This is a genomic window from Mycobacterium sp., assembly GCF_032162605.1.
Classification (GTDB): Bacteria; Actinomycetota; Actinomycetes; order Mycobacteriales; family Mycobacteriaceae; genus Mycobacterium.
Genome location: NZ_JAVROT010000089.1, coordinates 1 through 17665, shown reverse-complemented (window position 1 = coordinate 17665; position 17665 = coordinate 1). Strand labels below are relative to the sequence as shown.

The window sequence follows — 17665 nt, the reverse complement described above, 5'->3', positions numbered from 1 at the left end:
TGGCGTCTTCGGCCGTCGAGAAGTCGACTCCGCGATGCACGAGCACGCCGATCACTGCGGGAGTCAGCGCTCGCAGCAGTAGTTCGTCCATCACCTGGTCTGCCCTGGCCGGGCCAGTCACTCGGTGTCCGTCGGCGGATGGGTCAGGAACGGGCGCACCTCGAGCCACTCGTGGATCGGCTTGCCGCCGGCTCCGGGCGCTGCCGACAACTCGCCGGCGAGCGCGAGTGCGCGCTCGTAGGTGTCGACGTCGACCACCATCCAGCCGGCGATCAGGTCCTTGGTCTCAGCGAATGGCCCGTCGGTGACCGGTGGTCGGCCGTCCCCGTCGTACTGGACGAACGTCCCCTCGGGTGAGAGCGCCTGGCTGTCGACGTATTCGGCGGTGTCCTTGAGCCGATTGGCGAAGTCGTTCATGTATTGCACGTGGTCCTCGATCTCCTGCGGGGTCCACTGATCCATTGGGACGTTGTTGACGGCCTCGGGGGCGCCACGGTAATGCTTGAGAAACAGATACTTCGCCATGCTCGGTCTCCTCACTTCTGCGCGACCATGGTGGTCGCATCCAACCCTGGGACGGAGCCGACGGGTCCATCTCGACATCGTCGCCTCATCTGATGCGAGGCTGCCACCAACGCCAGGCTGCCGAGCGCCAGTATCCAGCTGGCGAAGCTGCCGACGAGGAAGTACTCGGTCACGTCGTCGATCCCGCCGCGTTCGGGATTGACCGTTCTTGTCGCGCTTGGCGTTGATCTCCGGAAAGCGAATGACGCTCTTGGCCGCCACCACCGCCGACGCCATGGCCAGCTGACCCGCGAGGCCCAGCCCCACGATCAGCAGCCGCTCCATGGAACCGAGCAGCCGACCACAGCGCCCCGAGCAGGGTGCACGCCACGATCGCGACGACGGCGACCACCGGCGCCACCCAGCGGGCATGGATCAGGCGACGGCACACGTCACCGGCGCCGACGGCGATGAGCAGGACCGCCAGCCGGGGCCGTCCTGGATGCCGGTGTCGCGGTCGAGCATGGTGGCCGATCCCCAGCCGACGCCGAAGCGGACGTCGATGTCGGACGCGACGGCGAGTCGGAGCGATAGCGCGGCGATCGCGGAACCCGACGACGTCACCGATGAGCATCGCCCGCGATGGAGCTGATGTCTTCATCTCAGTCATTTGAAGGTAATAGCTCAACTACGGCGAAATGAAGCCAATCACTTGATGCTGACAGGTTACTGGATCAACGAACCCGCAGCGCGCAGATGCTTCACGGCATCGTTCACGATCGACTCGATGAGCTCGGCACACGACGGCAGATCGTCGAGGATGCCCGCAACCTGCCCAGAGGCCAGGACGCCCGCGTCGGTGTTGCCCTCGACCAGACCGGCCTTCAGCAGCATGGGGGTGTTGGCTGCCATCACGATCTGAGACCAGGTCAGTTCCTTGCCGTGGCGCATGGCGAGGCCGTCGGCGATCATCGATCGCCAGGTCATGCCGGACAACTTCTTGAACTTCTGTGCGTTGCCCACTGCTGCGGTGAAACCCCTTGCGCGCGAACCGCTTTCCAGCTTCTCGACCAGTCCGGTGCGCAGCACGCGGTGCGGCATGCCGTCGACGCGCTTCGACACCACGGTCGCGTCGAAGGCGGACTCCAGGTAACGCTGTTTGACCGAGTCGGGCACGGTCGAGTCGGACGTCAACAAGAACCGCGTGCCCATCGCGACGCCGGCGGCGCCGTAGGACAGCGCGGCCGCCAGTCCCCGGCCGTCGAAGAAGCCGCCCGCTGCCACGACGGGGATGCCGGTGCCCTTCAAGGCGTCGAGAACCGACGGCAGCAGCAGCGTCGTCGCGACCGGGCCGGTGTGGCCGCCGCCCTCGCCGCCCTGCACGATCACCGCATCGGCGCCCCAGCCGGCCACCTTCTTGGCGTGTTTGGCGGCACCGACCGACGGGATGACCACCACGCCCGCTTTCTTCAGCTTGGCGATCAGGTCCGGTTTTGGAGCTAGAGCGAAGGAGGCGACGTTGACTCCTTCGCGGATCAGGAGGTCGATGCGGTCGTCCGCATCGCGGGCGTCGGCACGGAGGTTGATGCCGAATGGCTTGTCGGTGGCCGCCTTGACCTTGGTGACCGCGGTCGCCAGCTCTTCGAGTGTCATGGTCGCCGACGCGAGGATGCCGAGGCCGCCGGCGTTGGCCGTCGCCGCCACCAGTCGCGCGCCCGCCACCCACCCCATCCCGGTCTGGACGACGGGGTGCTCGATGCCGATCAGCTCGGTGAGCGGCGTCTTGAGCCGTGCCGATCCCGCTGGTCGCTGCGCTCCTGCCCCCTGGGGCCTCACGCGCGCACTTCTTTGTCCCGCAGCGCCTTCGGGTCGATGACATCCTGGATCAGCTCCTGCTCGTCAGCCGTGGGCAGCCGTGAGGTCTGTGCCGACTCGAGGTCGTGCACCTCGAAGGACGTGTTCGCCGCTACCTGGTCGGGCTCGACGCCGGGATGCAATGACACGGCGCGCAACTGGTGCTCGGGACCGTTGAAGTCGAAGACGCCGAGGTTGGTCACCACGCGGTACACGTTGAGGAATCGGAAGGCGGGGTTGTCGGGGTCCACCTTGTCCCAGCCGACGCCGGACACGATGTCGACGGACTCGCCGAAGACGCGCTTGGAGTGGTTGCCGACCCAGTAGCTGGTGGCGTGGTTGATGGCATTGCCCGGTGCGCCACGGACGCCGAACATCTGCCGCGTGGGGTGCTGGATGGGCCCGAACGCCGAGAGGTTCTGGTTGCCGTAGCGATCGATCTGGTTGGCGCCCATCACCACGTGGCGCCTGCCCCAGGACAGGGTCTCGAAGACGCGGCTGAACGGCATCCAGCCCTCGATGGCCCCCGCGTCGCCGATCGCAGGCGTATCCGCCAACAGACGGGCCTCACCGTCGGTCAGCAGAATGTCCGGTGAGAACGTCAGCCGGGCCAGCCTTGCGCCGATCGACACGATGTTGGTCATCGGGCTGACCATGATTTCGCCTGCGTCGCGGAACAATTCGGCGCACGCGACGGCGCACACCTCGGCACGGGTCGCGGAGATCACTTGGCTGCCTCGTTCTTCTGGGAGGTCTGCTCTTCGACGAACGTGCGCACCGCGGCCTGGTAGTCGGCTTCGCTGCCCGACAGGTACGTCGCGACGAACTCCTGCCACGTCTCGTCGGCGCCCGCGGCCTCGGCGTAGTGCCGCTGGAACTTCTCGTCGCGGCCGTAGTCCGGCTCGTTGACGGTGAAGTGTGCCCCGTTGGGAGCCTCGACAACGGTGTCGACCATCATCCGGTTGACCAGAAGTGCCTGCGGCGGCACGGCCTTGACCAACTCCTCGGTCGATACGACGCGCTCGACGGACAGGAAGCGCTTCGCGGCGGCCATCAGGTAGAGGTCGTCGAAATACGGGTCGATGCCGGTGTAGGCCGCATTGCCCTGCGCATCACCGAGATTCAGGTGAACGAACGCGGCGTCGAGCGTGAGCGCGGGCATGGCGACGAGTTCCTCGAAGCCGCCGTTGGTTTCATACGGCGAGGTGACGGTCTTCAGCTCGTCACCCCAGAACGCGCGGACGTCGCTGCCGAGTCCCGCGCGGATCGGCAGGAACGGCAGTCGTTGCGCGGCCGCCTGCAGCCCGCAGCGGAGCATGCCCTCGTCCACCTCGCGCGCCTCGATGGCGCCGGTGGTGCGGGCCTTGGCGAACCACGGGTCGTAGAACGGTGGCGAATCCAGCGACACGAAGCCGTAGTAGACGCGCTTGACCTTGCCCGCCGAGCACAGCAGCCCGACGTCGGGGCCGCCATAGCTCACGATCGTCAGATCGGCGACGTCGGTGCGCAACAGCGCCCGGATGAACGCCAGCGGCTTGCGCCGGGAGCCCCAGCCGCCGATGCCGATGGTCATGCCGGATTCGATGGACGAGACGGCCTCGTCGAGTGTGGTCCGCTTGTCTGTCATGCCGTTTCGGATCCCTTCGAAGTTCCGGCGAACGCGTCGCGGTGCTCGTCGGCTACTCCTGCAAGGTTGAGCTCGAACGTGAACCCCTGCTCCATGCGGTAACTGGCGTTGACCCTCTGTACGTCGATGAGGTTCAGCGCCTCCTTGGCCGCACGGATCACGCGGGTGTCCTTGGCGGCGATGTCGCGTGCGACCCGCAGCGCGGACTCATCCAAGTCGGCCCGTGGCACCACCTCGTGTACCGAGCCGAAGTGGTGCAACGTCGCGGCGTCGACCGTCGCGGCGGTGAAGAATAGGCGGCGCATCAAGTGCTGCGGCACCAACCGTGACAGGTGGGTGGCTGCGCCGAGCGCACCTCGCTCGACCTCGGGCAGGCCGAACGTCGCGTCGTCGGAGGCGACGATGACGTCGGCGTTGCCGATCAGTCCGATGCCACCGCCGACGCAGAAACCGTTCACGGCCGCGACGACCGGCACCTCGCACTCGTACACCGCGCGGAACGCGTGAAAGCAGCCCCGGTTCGCGTCGATGAGCGCACCGAAGCCCTCGGTGTTCTGCATCTCCTTGATGTCGACGCCCGCGTTGAAGCCGCGGCCCTCGGCGCGCAGGATCACGACGTGAGTGCTGTGGTCTCGGCCCGCGGCAGTGATGGCGTCGCCGAGCTCGAACCAGCCTCGCGACGGGATGGCGTTGACCGGTGGGTAGTCCACGGTGACCGAGACGATGCCCGGTTCGACGGTCTTGGTGGTGATCGGCATACGAATTCCTCGGCTACTCCTGGGAGGCGACTACCTAAGCAAGCACTTGCTTGGTACGCTAGCACAGTGACCGATGGGGCTGACAGTGCTGATCTACAAGCCGGGATGAATCTTCAGCTGAGTGGCCGCGTCGTCCTGGTGACCGGCGGTGTGCGTGGGGTCGGCGCAGGCATAAGTGCGGTATTCGCCGGTCAGGGGGCGACGGTGGTGACGTGCGCCCGTCGCCCCGTCGAGGGTCTGCCCTACGACTTCCTGCCCTGCGACGTCCGCGACGACGAATCGGTGAAGGCGTTGATCGACACCATCGTTGAGCGGCACGGGCGACTCGACGTCGTGGTCAACAACGCGGGCGGTTCGCCCTACGTTCTGGCCGCCGATGCCTCGGCGAAGTTCAGCACCAAGATCATCGAACTCAATCTCCTCGGGCCGCTGTCGGTTTCGCAACATGCCAACGAGCGCATGCAGGACCAGGCCACCGGCGGTTCGATCATCAACGTCGCCAGTGTCAGCGGCCGCAGGCCCACACCGGGCACGGCTGCCTACGGCGCGGCCAAGGCGGGCGTCGAAAGCCTCACCAGCACACTGGCGGTCGAGTGGGCACCGAAGGTGCGGGTGAACTCGCTCGTCGTCGGCATGGTCGAGACCGAGCAGTCCGAACTCTTCTACGGTGACGCCGAATCGATCGCCGCGATCTCGGCCAACGTCCCACTCGGACGACTCGCCAAGCCCGCCGACGTGGGTTGGGCCGCCGCATTTCTGGCCAGTGACGCCGCGTCGTACATCAGCGGCGCATCGCTGGAGGTGCACGGTGGCGGCGAACCGCCGCACTACCTCGCCACGACCAGCGCAATCAAATAATCGAGGAGACAACGGAAATGGGCTTGCTTGACGGCCGGGTGGTCATCGTCACGGGATCAGGAGGCGGAATCGGACGCGCGCACGCGCTGGCCTTCGCCGACGAGGGCGCCCGCGTCGTGGTGAACGACATCGGCGTCGGTCTCGACGGTTCACCCGCAGGCGGTGGCAGCGCCGCCCAGGGCGTCGTCGACGAGATCACCGCAGCCGGTGGGGAAGCCGTCGCCAGCGGTGCGAACGTCGCCGACTGGACGCAGGCCGAAGAGCTGATCCGAACCGCGGTCGAGGAGTTCGGCGGCCTCGACGTGCTGGTGAACAATGCCGGCATCGTCCGCGACAGAATGGTGGCCAACACCAGCGAAGAGGAGTTCGACGTCGTCGTCGCCGTGCACCTCAAGGGACACTTCGCGACGATCAGGCACGCAGGATCCTACTGGCGTGCGCAGTCCAAGGAGGGCAGGTCGGTCGACGCGCGCATCATCAACACCAGTTCCGGCGCCGGTCTTCAAGGCAGTGTGGGACAAGGCAATTACAGCGCGGCCAAGGCGGGTATCGCGGGACTGACGCTGGTGGCGGCCGCCGAGATGGGCCGCTACGGCGTCACCGTCAACGCCATCGCCCCGTCGGCCCGCACCAGGATGACCGAGACGGTCTTCGCCGAGATGATGTCGACGCAGGACTCCGACTTCGACGCCATGGCGCCGGAGAACATCTCGCCGCTGGTCGTCTGGCTGGGCAGCGCAGAGTCGCGCGACGTCACCGGCAAGGTGTTCGAGGTCGAGGGCGGCATCATCCGGGTCGCCGAGGGCTGGGCCCGCGGCGCGCAGGCTGACAAGGGTGCGCGCTGGGAGCCGGCCGAACTCGGTCCCGTCGTCACCGACCTGCTTGCCAGGTCCAGGACACCGCTTCCGGTGTTCGGCGCCTAGCCGCGACTACGCGGGTTCGCACACCACCAGCGGGATGACGCGGTCGGCGGCGTCGCGATAGCCCTTGTACGGTGGGTACATCTTGATCAGCACGGGCCAGTAGCGCCTGCGCTCTTCGTCAGTGGCGTCGCGGGCCGTCATCGTCAGGTGCTCGTCGCGAACCTGCACCTGCACAACCGGATTCGCCTTCAGATTCAGATACCACAGCGGGTTGCCGTCCCTGCCTCCGAAGGAGGCGGGCAGGACCACCTTCGCGCCGTCGCGCACGCACAGCGTGGCGGTCGTCCTCGGTCTGCCCGACTTGCGTCCGGTCGTGGTGACCAGCGCCACCGGAAACCACAGGAGCTTGGCGCCCAGCCTGCCGTTTGTGCGCTGGTACACGGCGATGTGCGCTCGGGAGAAGTACTTCAGCGCAACCGCCAGCACCCTCGAGTTGCGGATGCGTTCGGACAGATCGGCCATGCCCCTAGATATCCGGGACCGACCTGCTGCAAACTCGTCAGGGCTCGCAGACCACCAACGGGATCTTGCGTTCGGTCCAGGACTGATAGTCCTCGTAGGAGGGATACATCGCGACGAGCTTGGGCCAGTAGAGCTCGCGCTCGGCCTCGGTGGCCTCGCGCGCGGTCAGCTGCAGGGTTTCGTCCTTGATCTGAACCTTGACCTTCGGGTTGTCCCTCGAGTTCAGATACCACATCGGATGTTTGTCGCTGCCGCCCTTGGACGCCGCGACGATGACCTTGTCCCCGTCGCGGTGAAAGTAGAGCGGGCTGTCGCGCGGCTCGCCGGACTTGCGGCCCGTGGTGGTCAGCAGGGCGACGGGAATGCCACTTGGGTCTGCTGCCCGCGATCTGCGCAACCTAATCGACGTGTAGGAACGGCCGGATGTCGGCCCGGATGTGGTGGATCTGGCCGTCAGCGCGGATGACGAATGTCTCGTCGATGTGCGCACCGACCCGTCGGCCACCGATGGACGGCTTCGTCACCAGATCGAACTTGGCGCGGACGGATTCGCCGACGACGGTGAACTCGGGCGCGGTGGTCGCGCGGATGACCCGGTACTGAAGGCCGCCGTTCAAGCTGCGGCGGAGATGAGCTCCCGAATATCCCGTCTTGATCCCGATTTCGATGCGAGTGCACGCCGGTGCAAGGGGGACGGCACTGGCGTCGTGACTGACCAACGCATCGATGTACGCCTGGGCGGCCGCGATGCGATCGGTGTCCGTGACCTGGGGAGCTGACATCAGATCCGCTCGATGATGGTGCCGGTGGATAGAGCGCCGCCCGCGCACATCGTGATCAGCGCAGTGCTCTTGTCGGTGCGCTCCAGCTCGTGCAGCGCGGTCGTGATCAGGCGGGCTCCGGTGCTGCCCACCGGGTGGCCGAGTGCGATCGCCCCGCCGTTGACGTTGACGCGGTCCAGGTCCGGCTCGTGCACACGGGCCCAGGACAGCACCACCGATGCGAAGGCTTCGTTGATCTCGACGACGTCGATGTCGCCCATCTTCATCCCAGCCTTCTCCAGCACCTTGGCGGTCGACTGCACGGGCCCGTCGAGGTGGTAGTACGCCTCCGAACCGACGTTGGCCTGGCTGACGATGCGGGCCCTCGGGGTTAGGCCATGCGCTTTTGCCACGGACTCGTCCATCCACAGCACCGCGGCCGCGCCGTCGGAGATCTGCGACGACGTGCCCGCCGTGTGGATTCCGCCCTCCATCACGGGCTTCAGCTGCGCCAGGCCTTCGAGCGTGGTGTCGCGCAGGCCCTGATCGCGGGTGACGGATGCGAGTTCGGACGTCGGCCGCTTGTTCTCGTCGAGCACCGGCGCGACGATAGGCGAGATCTCCCGGTCGAAGCGCCCCTCGGCCCAGGCCACCTTGGCCTTCTGCTGCGAGGCGAAGCCGAACGCGTCGATCTCCTCGCGAGTGATGCCGCGCCGCTTGGCGATTCGCTCGGCCGCGGTGAACTGGTCGGGCAAGTCGATGTCCCACGACGACGCGCGAATGATGGAGCGGTCCGGACCCGCGTTGGCGCCAAGGCCCACCCGGCTCATGGCCTCGATGCCACACGCGATGCCGATGTCGATCGCCCCGCCGGCGATCAGTCCGGCGACCAGGTGATTGGCCTGCTGCGCGCTGCCGCACTGGCAGTCGACCGTAGTGGCGCCGACGTGCTCGGGCAGACCCGCAGTCAGCCAGCCGACGCGGGTGATGTTGTTCGACTGCTCGCCGAACTGCGTGACGCAACCCCCGATCAGCTGTTCGACGTCGCCGGCGTCGATGCCGGCCTTCTCCACCAGCGCCTTCTGAACGGCGCCCAGCAGCTCGGTCGCGTGTAGGCCCGAGAGCCAACCGTTGCGCTTCCCGATCGGGCTGCGAGTGGCTTCGACGATGACAGGGTTACCCATTCCGCCAGGCTAGAACACGTTTCATTAGTCTGACAAGCCGCGTTGGCTCCGCGCCTTTGATCTGCGGTGGAGGCGTGTTTTACTGGAACTAGAACACGTTGCAATTGAGGAGCGCACACTGTGACACCCCCCAATATCCCCGCCGACTTCGACTTCCTGGATCCCGACGTCAACCTCGTCGGCCTGCCCGTCGCCGAACTCGCCGAACTCCGCAAGACCGAGCCGATCCACTGGGTCGACATCCCGGAAGGCGCCGGCGGTTTCGAGGACCACGGCTACTGGCTCGTCTCCAAGCATGCCGACGTCAAGGAAGTCTCTCGCCGTAGCGACGTCTTCTCCAGCTGGCAGAACGGCGCGATCCCGACCTGGCCCAAGGAGATGACGCGCGAGTCGGTCGAGTTGCAGCGCAGCGTCATGCTCAACATGGACGCGCCGCACCACACCCGACTCCGCAAGATCATCTCCCGCGGTTTCACGCCGCGCGCCATCGGCCGGCTCGAGGAGGAACTCGCGCAGCGCGCCCAGAACATCGCCAAGTCCGCGGCGTCGGAGGGCAGCGGCGACTTCGTCGAGCAGGTGTCCTGCGAGCTGCCGCTGCAGGCGATCGCCGGCCTGCTCGGTGTTCCGCAGGAGGACCGCGACAAGTTGTTCCGCTGGTCGAACGAGATGACCGGCGGTGAGGATCCCGAGTTCGCCGAGGTCGACCCGGCGCAGTCGTCGATGGAACTGATCATGTACGCGATGGCCATGGCCGACGAGCGGGGCAAGAACCCGACCGACGACATCGTCACCACGCTCATCCAGGCCGACGTCGAAGGGGAGAAGCTCTCCGACGACGAGTTCGGCTTCTTCGTCATCATGCTCGCGGTCGCGGGCAACGAGACGACCCGCAACTCGATCACCCACGGCATGATCGCGCTGGCGAACAACCCGGACCAGTGGGAGCTCTTCAAGAAGGAGCGCCCCTCCACGACGGCCGACGAGATCATCCGCTGGGCCACTCCCGTGTCGGCGTTCCAGCGCACCGCGATCGAGGTCACAGAGCTCTCAGGTGTGCAGTTCAAGTAGGGCGAGCTGTTGGTTATGTCCTAACGCTCGGCCAACTTCGACGAAGAGGTGTTCGAGGTTCCGCACTCCTTCAACATCCTGCGCGACCCGAATCCGCACGTCGGGTTCGGCGGCACGGGCGCCCACTTCTGCATCGGCGCGAACCTGGCCCGGATGACCATCAACCTGATCTTCAACGCGGTCGCCGACCACATGCCCGATCTGAAACCCGTCGGCGAGCCCGAACGGCTACGGTCGGGTTGGCTCAACGGGATCAAGCACTGGCAGGTCGACTACAGCGGCGCTTCTACTTAGCGAGCGCTCAACGACGATCAAACTCCCAGGAATCAAGGAGGATTCGGGTGGACTTCAGCCCAGACGAAGGGCAGCAGGCCGTCGCGGACGTGGTGACTTCTGCGCTCGACAGGGACAACAGTTGGGACGCACTCGTCGCCGGGGGCGTCATCGCATTCGGCGTGCCGGAACGGCTCGGCGGTGACGGGCTGGGACTGGCCGAGATCACCACGGCGCTGACCGAGATCGGTCGGCACGGCACCGTAGGCCCCGCACTGGCGACGCTCGGGCTCGGGCTCGTGCCGCTGCTGGACCTGGCGTCCGACGAGCAGCAGGACCGTTACCTCGCCGGGGTGCCCAAGGGCGGCCTGCTGAGCGCCGCGCTGAACGAGCCGGGCACCGCGCTGCCGGACCGTCCGAAGTCAACGTCGTCGGGCGGCAAGCTTTCTGGCACCAAGGTCGGCGTTCCCTTTGCCGAACAAGCGGATTGGCTCGTCGTCACCACAGATGGCGGTGTCGTCGTGGTCCCGTCCAAGGCTCACGGGGTGACGTTGACGAAGACCCCGACGTCCAACCACTCCGATGAGTACGTGGTCGAATTCGATGACGTTACGGTGCCCGGCTCGGACGTGCTCGCCGGCGCCCAGCCACACCGGGTCAACCAGTTGGCGTTGGCGACGACGGGCGCCTTCGCGGCGGGCCTCGTCGCAGGCGCGTTGCGGCTCACCGCCGACTACGTCGCCACCCGTGAGCAGTTCGGCAAACCGTTGTCGACATTCCAGACCGTGGCCGCCCAACTCGCCGAGGTCTACATCGCGTCCCGCACCATCGCCTTGGCAGCAACGTCGGTGGTCTGGCGTCTGTCGGAGGGGCGCGACGCCGACGAGGACCTGGACGTGCTCGGCTACTGGGTGACGTCGCAAGCTCCGCCGGTGATGCAGCTGTGCCACCACATGCATGGCGGCATGGGCATGGACATCGCCTACCCGATGGACCGCTACTACTCGACCATCAAGGACCTGACCCGGCTGCTGGGTGGGCCATCACACCGCCTCGACCTGGTGGGAGCGCAATGTACATCGAACTAACCCCCGAACAGCGACAGCTGCAAGCCGAACTGCGGCAGTACTTTTCGAGCCTCATCTCCCCCGAAGAGGCCAAGGAGATGGAGGCCGACCGGCACGGCAAGGCCTATCGTGCGGTGATCAAGCGCATGGGCTCCGACGGCAAGCTGGGCGTCGGCTGGCCCAAGGAGTACGGCGGCCACGGTTTCGGTCCCATCGAGCAGTCGATCTTCGTCAACGAGGCGCAGCGTGCCGACGTACCGCTGCCCGCGGTGACGCTGCAGACCGTAGGACCGACCCTGCAGCAGTACGGCAGCGAGGTGCAGAAGAAGAAGTTCCTTCCCGGGATCCTCGCCGGCGACGTTCACTTTGCGATCGGCTACACCGAGCCGGATGCGGGCACCGACCTGGCGTCGTTGCGTACCACCGCGGTTCGCACGGGGGACGAGGCCACCGGGTATTACACGGTCAACGGGCAGAAGGTCTTCACCACCGGTGGGCATGACGCCGACTACGTTTGGCTCGCGTGCCGCACCGATCCGGAAGCCGTCAAGCACAAGGGTATTTCGATTCTGATCGTCGATACGACGGATCCCGGTTACTCGTGGACGCCGATGATCTTGTCGGACGGCGCACATCACACGAACGCGACGTACTACAACGACGTCAGGGTGCCCGCCGACATGCTCGTTGGCGAGGAGAACGCCGGCTGGCGGCTGATCACCACACAGCTCAACAACGAGCGGGTGATGCTCGGTCCGGCGGGCCGGGTCGCGGGACTGTACGACCGGATCCACGCTTGGGCGTCCAAGCCCGGCAGCAATGGAGACATCCCGCTCGACCAGGACGATGTCAAGCGCTCGCTCGGTGAGCTCAAGGCGATGTGGCGCATCAACGAGTTGCTCAACTGGCAGGTAGCGGCAGGCGGCGAGACCATCGACGTAGCGGACGCCGCGGCAACCAAAGTCTTTGGCACTGAGCGCATTCAGTACGCCGGGCGACTGGCCGAAGAAATCGTCGGCGCACACGGAAACCCAGCTGACGCCGAGACGGCAGAGCTGCTGGAATGGCTCGACAGCCAAACCAAGCGCAATCTGGTCATCACCTTCGGCGGCGGTGTCAACGAGGTGATGCGCGAGATGATCGCGGCGTCGGGACTCAAGGTGCCGAGGGTGCCGCGGTGATGAGCGCTGGCGCGAAGAACAGAGAATCATGAATGCCGTCGAGGATATCCAGGCCGCCGCCGAGCGGGTCAGGGCCGAGGGGCGAAGCAAGCCCCGAGTCGGACGCCACCCAGTCAACCAGCCGATGATCGACCACTGGCTCGACGCCATCGGTGACAAGAACCCGATCTACGTCGACGAGGCGGCGGCGAAGTCCGCCGGTCACCCCGGCGTCGTCGCACCGCCCGCGATGATCCAGGTCTGGACGATGAAGGGCCTCGGCAGCGTCCGTCCCGACGACGACCCGTTGGGCAAGATCCTCGAATTGTTCGATGACGCAGGCTATATCGGCGTCGTCGCCACCAACTGTGAGCAGACCTACCACCGCTACCTTCGTCCGGGCGAGGAAGTCAGTGTCGCCGCCGAACTGACTGACGTGGTCGGCCCGAAGCGGACTGCGCTGGGCGAGGCGTTCTTCATCACGCAGCGGATCACGTGGTCCGTCGGCGATGAGGACGTCGCCGAGATGATGTGGCGCATCATGAAGTTCATCCCCGTGGAAAAGGGGGAGGCCCAGGCGTCGACAGTTTCATCGGTGCCCGACGATCTGGATGCCGACAACGCGATGCGTCCGGCGTCGTCCAAGGACACCAAGTTCTTCTGGAACGGCGTCAACGCGCACCAACTGCGCATCCAGAAGCGGGCAGACGGCACGTTGCAGCACCCGCCGGTGCCCGCGCTCTGGCTGGACAGGGAAACCGAGACCGAATACCAGGTCGCCAGCGGCAAGGGCACGGTGTTCAGCTTCGTCGTGCACCATGCGCCCAAGGTGCCCGGCCGCACCCCGCCGTTCGTCATCGCACTCGTCGAACTCGAAGAAGGCGTGCGGATGCTCGGCGAGCTACGCAACGTCGACCCCGCAGGAGTGGAGATCGGAATGCCGGTGCGTGCCATGTACATCGACTTCCCGACCAACGACGTCGGGCCGGCTTGGACCAACTACGCATGGGAACCCGTTGGAGAGGGCGCGGCATGAGCGCAACGACGGTAGCGGTCGGCGCCAAGCTGCCCCAACTCAGGCTGTACGGCGATCCCACCTTCATCGTCTCGACGGCCATCGCCACCCGCGACTACCAGGACGTGCACCATGACAGGGACAAGGCGCAGACCAAGGGGTCCAAGGACATCTTCGTCAACATCCTCACCGACACCGGCCTGGTACAGCGCTACATCACCGACTGGGCTGGGCCGAACGCGCTGATCAAGTCGATTGGACTTCGGCTCGGTGTGCCCTGGTACGCCTACGACACGGTGACGTTCTCCGGGGAGGTCACTGCGGTCGACGACGGGCTGATCACGCTGAAGGTCGTGGGCAGCAACAGTCTTGGCGATCACGTGATCGCGAACGCGACCCTGACAGTGGGAGGTGCCTAATGCCCGGCCCACTGTCCGGCAAGGCCGCGATCGTCGGCATCGGCGCAACCGACTTCTCGAAGAACTCTGGCCGCAGCGAGCTTCGGCTCGCGGCGGAGGCCGTGCTCGACGCGCTGGACGACGCGGGGCTCACGCCCGCCGACGTCGACGGCATGACGACGTTCACGATGGACTCCAACACCGAGGTCGCCGTCGCACGCGCCACGGGAATCGGGGATCTCAAGTTCTTCTCGAAGATCCACCACGGCGGCGGTGCGGCGTGCGCCACCGTTCAGCAGGCGGCCATGGCCGTCGCCACCGGTATCGCCGACTGCGTGGTGGCCTACCGCGCCTTCAACGAGCGGTCGGGGATGCGGTTCGGCCAGGTGCAGATGCGGCTCGTGGAGAACGCCGACTCGACGGGAGTCGACAACTCCTTCTCGTATCCGCACGGGTTATCCACGCCCGCAGCGCAAGTCGCGATGATCGCCAAGCGGTACATGCACCTGTCTGGCGCGACGAGCAGGGACTTCGGCGCGATCTCGGTCGCGGACCGCAAGCACGCCGCCAAGAACCCGAAGGCCTACTTTTACGAGAAGCCCATCACCATCGAGGAGCACCAGGCCTCGCGGTGGATTGCCGAACCGTTGCGACTGCTGGACTGTTGTCAGGAGACCGACGGCGGCGTCGCGCTAGTGATCACCTCGGCGGAGCGGGCCAAGGACCTGAAGAATCGCCCGGCCATCATGCAGGCGGCGGCGCAGGGTGCCAGCCCCGATCAGTATTCGATGGTCAGCTACTACCGGCCCGAACTCGACGGTCTTCCCGAGATGGGTCTGGTCGGCAAGCAGATGTGGGCACAATCCGGGCTGAAGCCGACCGACATCCAGACCGCGATCCTGTACGACCACTTCACGCCGTTCACGCTGATCCAGCTCGAGGAGCTGGGTTTCTGCGGTTGGGGTGAGGCAAAGGACTTCATCGCCGACGGCGCCATCGAGATCGGTGGACGTTTGCCCATCAACACCCACGGTGGCCAACTGGGCGAGGCCTACATTCACGGCATGAACGGCATCGCCGAGGGCGTGCGTCAGCTGCGGGGCACGTCGGTCAATCCGGTGCCCGACGTGGAGCACGTCCTGGTCACGGCAGGCACCGGGGTCCCGACGTCGGGCCTGATCCTCGGCTAGTGCGTTGCCACCCCCCGCGTCGGCGGTAATCTCTCTTCGAGACGACGAGCTACGCGGAAGGGGAGCCGTGTCATGGGGATCCAGCCCGACAGCAGCCCGTTCGGGTCACAGACGGTGACCGGACCGGGTTGGCCGAACGTCGACGAGGAGGCGCTCTCGTCGGCAGCCGCCCAATACGAGGCGTTTGCCGCCAAGCTGACCGGGTCGGTGGTACCGCAGCAGCAGGGCCAGATGATGCAGTTGACCGACACCTGGAAGGGTGGCGCCGCCGTGGCCGCCACGAGCGAGGCCACCACCATCATCGCCGGCCACGAGGCCAACGCGGCACAGGCGGCTGCGATCGCCCTCAAACTGCGAGGCATGGAGGCCACGGTCGCCAAGACCAAGCTCCTGGTGAACACGATGGCGCAGGAGACGCAGCACGAGTGCGAGATGCTCTCGGCGATGCCGTTCGGCAACGCTCAGGAGTTGGTGCAGAGCCGGATCAAGTTGGGCCTTTCGCAGAACATCGCCGCCGTCAACGCCAACTCGGCGGAACTTGCGGGCGGACTCGGGGTGCCGCCCAGCATCCCGAATCCCGGTGCGCCCCCGGGGACGGCTCAGGCGTCCCAGGCCGCGGACAAGGGTTCTGAGCAGGCGATGCAGATGATGATGCAGATGGGCCAGATGGCGATGCAACTCCCGCAGCAGATCGGCGGGATGCTGACGCAGGCTCCGCAGCAGCTCATGCAGCCGCTACAGCAGATCATGCAGCCGCTGCAGCAGCTCATGTCAGCGGGGGGCAAGGGCGGTTCCAGCGGAGCGGGGATGCCGTTCTCGTCGTTCTCCAATCACCCCTTGGCGGGCGGGTCGGGTGCCGGAGGTGGCGGGGGCATGGTCAAGGCAGCCTCGCTGCCGGGCTCCGGCGGGGTCTCCCCTCAGTCACCGCTCATGGCGAAGCTGGTGGGGAGTGACACGAGCGTCGCGGTGCGGCCGGCGGGCGCAAGCAGTTCGGCGATCGGTGGGCTGGCGCCCGTCAGTGCGGGCGGCGCGGGAATGGGCGGCGGGATGGGCATGATGGGCGGCGGCCACCGCGGCGAGACCGGAGGGACCGCGGCGTCGCTGGCGCCTCCCGCACCCCTGGAATACGACCTCGGAGAGGACGTCGACGATGATTGGTGAGGTGGGCGTGCGCCCAGTACAGACGTTTACCCCTACCGGAGGTGATCTCCGATGACGTCGATGAGTCCGATGTCGACGCCCGACGGCCCACTGAACTGGAATCCCGCGAGCGTCATGCCGCCGGAGATGCCCATGCTGGCGCCCGGCGAGGATGCGATGAGCATGACGATCGCCGGGGTGCTTCCGACGTTGACCGCTCCGCTGACGGCCAGCGTCGCCGCGCTGTCGGCAAAGGAGACCACGTTCTCCGGCAAGGTCACCAGCGCTGATTCCGCATACCAGAACGCCGACGACGCCGGTGGACAGTCGGTGGGTCAGCTCGGGCAGATGCTCGGGCAGGTCGGCCAGATGGCGCAGCAGGCGGGGCAGCAGGCCGGTGGGCAGTCCGGAATGTTCGGCTCGATGATGCAGGAGGCCATGAAGGCGGCTCAGGGCGGCGGCGGTTCGCAGGGTGGTGGTTCGCAGGGCGGCTCGACTGCCGCAGGCGCCCAGCCATCTTCGGGTCAGCCCTCCGCCGGCCAGGGGCCGGGTGGTGCGGGCGCTGCACCGCAACAGTCTCGCGACGATGCCGCCGGCGGCCACGATCAGGCTTCGGATGGGGACCGCGACGAGCACGAGAAGGGCGGCAGGCACGAACGGGCACCACTCGACGCCGCCGCACCGGATGCCGCCCCCAACGGCGCGGGCCCGGCACCCGTGGCTCCGCCCGAGCATCCGCGCCACGGCGGAGGCGAGGATCTGTCGCGCAGAATGTGACGCGGGCGCGCCGACGCGCCATCGCCCACTACCCTCGATAGTGATGCGCGGGGTTCGTGTGGTGACAGTGAGCGACTCGGAGGTACGGGCATGACTTCCCCGCCGCCGCCGGATGAGTGGCCGTCACAACCACCCCTGCCGGACGACGCGTTGACCAACGGCCACGTCTTCGCCGGCTATCAGATCATCGGTCTGCTGGGCTCTGGTGGCATGGGCAGGGTGTACCTCGCGCAGCATCCGAGGCTCCCGCGCCGGGACGCCTTGAAGTTGCTTCCGCGCGACTGGTCGGCCGACGCCGACTACCGGGCCCGCTTCAACCGGGAGGCCGACCTCGCGTCGACGCTCTGGCATCCCAACATCGTTGGCGTGCACGACCGGGGCGAGGCCGACGGTCAACTCTGGATCTCCATGGATTACGTCGACGGGTTGGACGCCGCTCGTCTGGTCGCCGAGCGTCATCCGACGGGAATGCCTGCCGAGGAGGTCGCTCAGATCGTCATCGCCGTCGCCAGGGCCTTGGACAGCGCTCACAAACGGGGCCTGCTGCACCGCGACGTCAAACCCGCCAACATCATGATCACCCATCTCGACGACGATGGTGAGCAGCGAATCCTGTTGACCGACTTCGGTTTGGCCCGTGACGTCA

Annotated in this window: 19 protein-coding genes and 3 pseudogenes; 11 read left to right on the top strand and 11 right to left on the bottom strand. The window is 66.6% G+C overall.

Annotated features, from left to right (window positions below; all coding sequences use genetic code 11):
* Window positions 1–117: 117 nt before the first annotated feature.
* The 7 genes and pseudogenes from QOI01_RS05355 to echA20 form a co-directional block, all read right to left on the bottom strand.
* On the bottom strand, window positions 118–525 hold the full coding sequence (locus tag QOI01_RS05355) for a YciI family protein (protein ID WP_526379147.1): 408 nt from the start codon (window positions 523–525) through the stop codon (window positions 118–120).
* Window positions 526–620: 95 nt separating this feature from the next.
* A pseudogene (locus QOI01_RS05350) lies at window positions 621–867 on the bottom strand (hypothetical protein); the annotation flags it as partial.
* Window positions 868–981: 114 nt separating this feature from the next.
* Window positions 982–1116, bottom strand: a pseudogene (locus QOI01_RS05345) (SatD family protein); the annotation flags it as partial.
* Window positions 1117–1230: 114 nt separating this feature from the next.
* Window positions 1231–2340 carry a (3aS,4S,5R,7aS)-5-hydroxy-7a-methyl-1-oxo-octahydro-1H-indene-4-carboxyl-CoA dehydrogenase gene (gene ipdC / locus QOI01_RS05340; RefSeq protein WP_526379146.1) on the bottom strand — a complete coding sequence of 370 codons (1110 nt, stop codon included), beginning with the start codon at window positions 2338–2340 and terminating at the stop codon, window positions 1231–1233.
* The gene (ipdB, locus tag QOI01_RS05335; protein ID WP_526379145.1) at window positions 2337–3086 is read right to left on the bottom strand and encodes a cholesterol ring-cleaving hydrolase subunit IpdB; all 750 of its coding nucleotides are present in this window, start codon (window positions 3084–3086) and stop codon (window positions 2337–2339) included. Before ipdB ends, ipdC begins: the two co-directional genes overlap by 4 nt.
* Window positions 3083–3985 carry a cholesterol ring-cleaving hydrolase subunit IpdA gene (gene ipdA / locus QOI01_RS05330; RefSeq protein WP_526379144.1) on the bottom strand — a complete coding sequence of 301 codons (903 nt, stop codon included), beginning with the start codon at window positions 3983–3985 and terminating at the stop codon, window positions 3083–3085. Before ipdA ends, ipdB begins: the two co-directional genes overlap by 4 nt.
* Window positions 3982–4743: a (7aS)-7a-methyl-1,5-dioxo-2,3,5,6,7,7a-hexahydro-1H-indene-carboxyl-CoA hydrolase gene (gene echA20, locus QOI01_RS05325; RefSeq protein ID WP_526379143.1), complete on the bottom strand. Its 762-nt coding sequence runs from the start codon at window positions 4741–4743 to the stop codon at window positions 3982–3984. Before echA20 ends, ipdA begins: the two co-directional genes overlap by 4 nt.
* Before the next feature lie 105 nt (window positions 4744–4848).
* Here echA20 and QOI01_RS05320 point away from each other — a divergent pair, with 105 nt between their 5' ends.
* Together QOI01_RS05320 and QOI01_RS05315 are read left to right on the top strand one after the other, a co-directional pair.
* The gene (locus tag QOI01_RS05320) at window positions 4849–5601 is read left to right on the top strand and encodes an SDR family oxidoreductase (protein ID WP_526379150.1); all 753 of its coding nucleotides are present in this window, start codon (window positions 4849–4851) and stop codon (window positions 5599–5601) included.
* A 17-nt stretch (window positions 5602–5618) separates the two neighbouring features.
* Window positions 5619–6524 (top strand): SDR family oxidoreductase, encoded by a 906-nt coding sequence (locus QOI01_RS05315; RefSeq protein WP_526379142.1) that lies wholly within the window; start codon window positions 5619–5621, stop codon window positions 6522–6524.
* 6 nt (window positions 6525–6530) lie between these two features.
* On the opposite strand, the gene QOI01_RS05310 is transcribed toward QOI01_RS05315, so the two are convergent.
* The 4 genes from QOI01_RS05310 to QOI01_RS05295 are packed head-to-tail and all read right to left on the bottom strand — an operon-like array spanning window position 6531 to window position 8931.
* Entirely contained in the window at window positions 6531–6977 is a 447-nt protein-coding gene (locus tag QOI01_RS05310; protein ID WP_526379149.1) for a nitroreductase family deazaflavin-dependent oxidoreductase, read from the bottom strand.
* A gap of 46 nt (window positions 6978–7023) precedes the next feature.
* On the bottom strand, window positions 7024–7443 hold the full coding sequence (locus QOI01_RS05305; RefSeq protein WP_526379148.1) for a nitroreductase family deazaflavin-dependent oxidoreductase: 420 nt from the start codon (window positions 7441–7443) through the stop codon (window positions 7024–7026).
* Window positions 7385–7768 carry a DUF8021 domain-containing protein gene (locus tag QOI01_RS05300; RefSeq protein WP_526379141.1) on the bottom strand — a complete coding sequence of 128 codons (384 nt, stop codon included), beginning with the start codon at window positions 7766–7768 and terminating at the stop codon, window positions 7385–7387. Before QOI01_RS05300 ends, QOI01_RS05305 begins: the two co-directional genes overlap by 59 nt.
* Complete coding sequence (locus tag QOI01_RS05295) at window positions 7768–8931, bottom strand: steroid 3-ketoacyl-CoA thiolase (protein ID WP_526379140.1); 1164 nt, start codon at window positions 8929–8931, stop codon at window positions 7768–7770. The genes QOI01_RS05300 and QOI01_RS05295 overlap by 1 nt, the downstream gene beginning before the upstream one ends.
* Window positions 8932–9051: 120 nt before the next feature.
* On the opposite strand from QOI01_RS05295, the pseudogene QOI01_RS05290 reads away from it, so the two are divergent.
* The 9 genes and pseudogenes from QOI01_RS05290 to QOI01_RS05250 all read left to right on the top strand — a co-directional run.
* Window positions 9052–10293: pseudogene (locus QOI01_RS05290) on the top strand (cytochrome P450).
* A 47-nt stretch (window positions 10294–10340) separates the two neighbouring features.
* Entirely contained in the window at window positions 10341–11360 is a 1020-nt protein-coding gene (locus tag QOI01_RS05285; RefSeq protein WP_526379139.1) for an acyl-CoA dehydrogenase family protein, read from the top strand.
* Window positions 11345–12520 carry an acyl-CoA dehydrogenase FadE29 gene (gene fadE29 / locus QOI01_RS05280; protein ID WP_526379138.1) on the top strand — a complete coding sequence of 392 codons (1176 nt, stop codon included), beginning with the start codon at window positions 11345–11347 and terminating at the stop codon, window positions 12518–12520. Before QOI01_RS05285 ends, fadE29 begins: the two co-directional genes overlap by 16 nt.
* A 28-nt stretch (window positions 12521–12548) precedes the next feature.
* On the top strand, window positions 12549–13535 hold the full coding sequence (locus QOI01_RS05275) for an OB-fold domain-containing protein (RefSeq protein ID WP_526379137.1): 987 nt from the start codon (window positions 12549–12551) through the stop codon (window positions 13533–13535).
* The gene (locus QOI01_RS05270) at window positions 13532–13933 is read left to right on the top strand and encodes a MaoC family dehydratase (RefSeq protein WP_526379136.1); all 402 of its coding nucleotides are present in this window, start codon (window positions 13532–13534) and stop codon (window positions 13931–13933) included. The genes QOI01_RS05275 and QOI01_RS05270 overlap by 4 nt, the downstream gene beginning before the upstream one ends.
* A complete protein-coding gene (ltp2, locus tag QOI01_RS05265; protein ID WP_526379135.1) occupies window positions 13933–15102 on the top strand; it encodes a 17-hydroxy-3-oxo-4-pregnene-20-carboxyl-CoA lyase in 1170 nt (389 codons plus the stop codon). Before QOI01_RS05270 ends, ltp2 begins: the two co-directional genes overlap by 1 nt.
* Window positions 15103–15174: 72 nt before the next feature.
* Complete coding sequence (locus QOI01_RS05260; protein ID WP_526379134.1) at window positions 15175–16263, top strand: hypothetical protein; 1089 nt, start codon at window positions 15175–15177, stop codon at window positions 16261–16263.
* Between the two features lie 51 nt (window positions 16264–16314).
* On the top strand, window positions 16315–17019 hold the full coding sequence (locus tag QOI01_RS05255) for a hypothetical protein (protein ID WP_526379133.1): 705 nt from the start codon (window positions 16315–16317) through the stop codon (window positions 17017–17019).
* 90 nt (window positions 17020–17109) lie between these two features.
* A partial coding sequence (locus QOI01_RS05250) for a serine/threonine-protein kinase (RefSeq protein ID WP_526379132.1) occupies window positions 17110–17665 on the top strand: 556 nt, incomplete at its 3' end.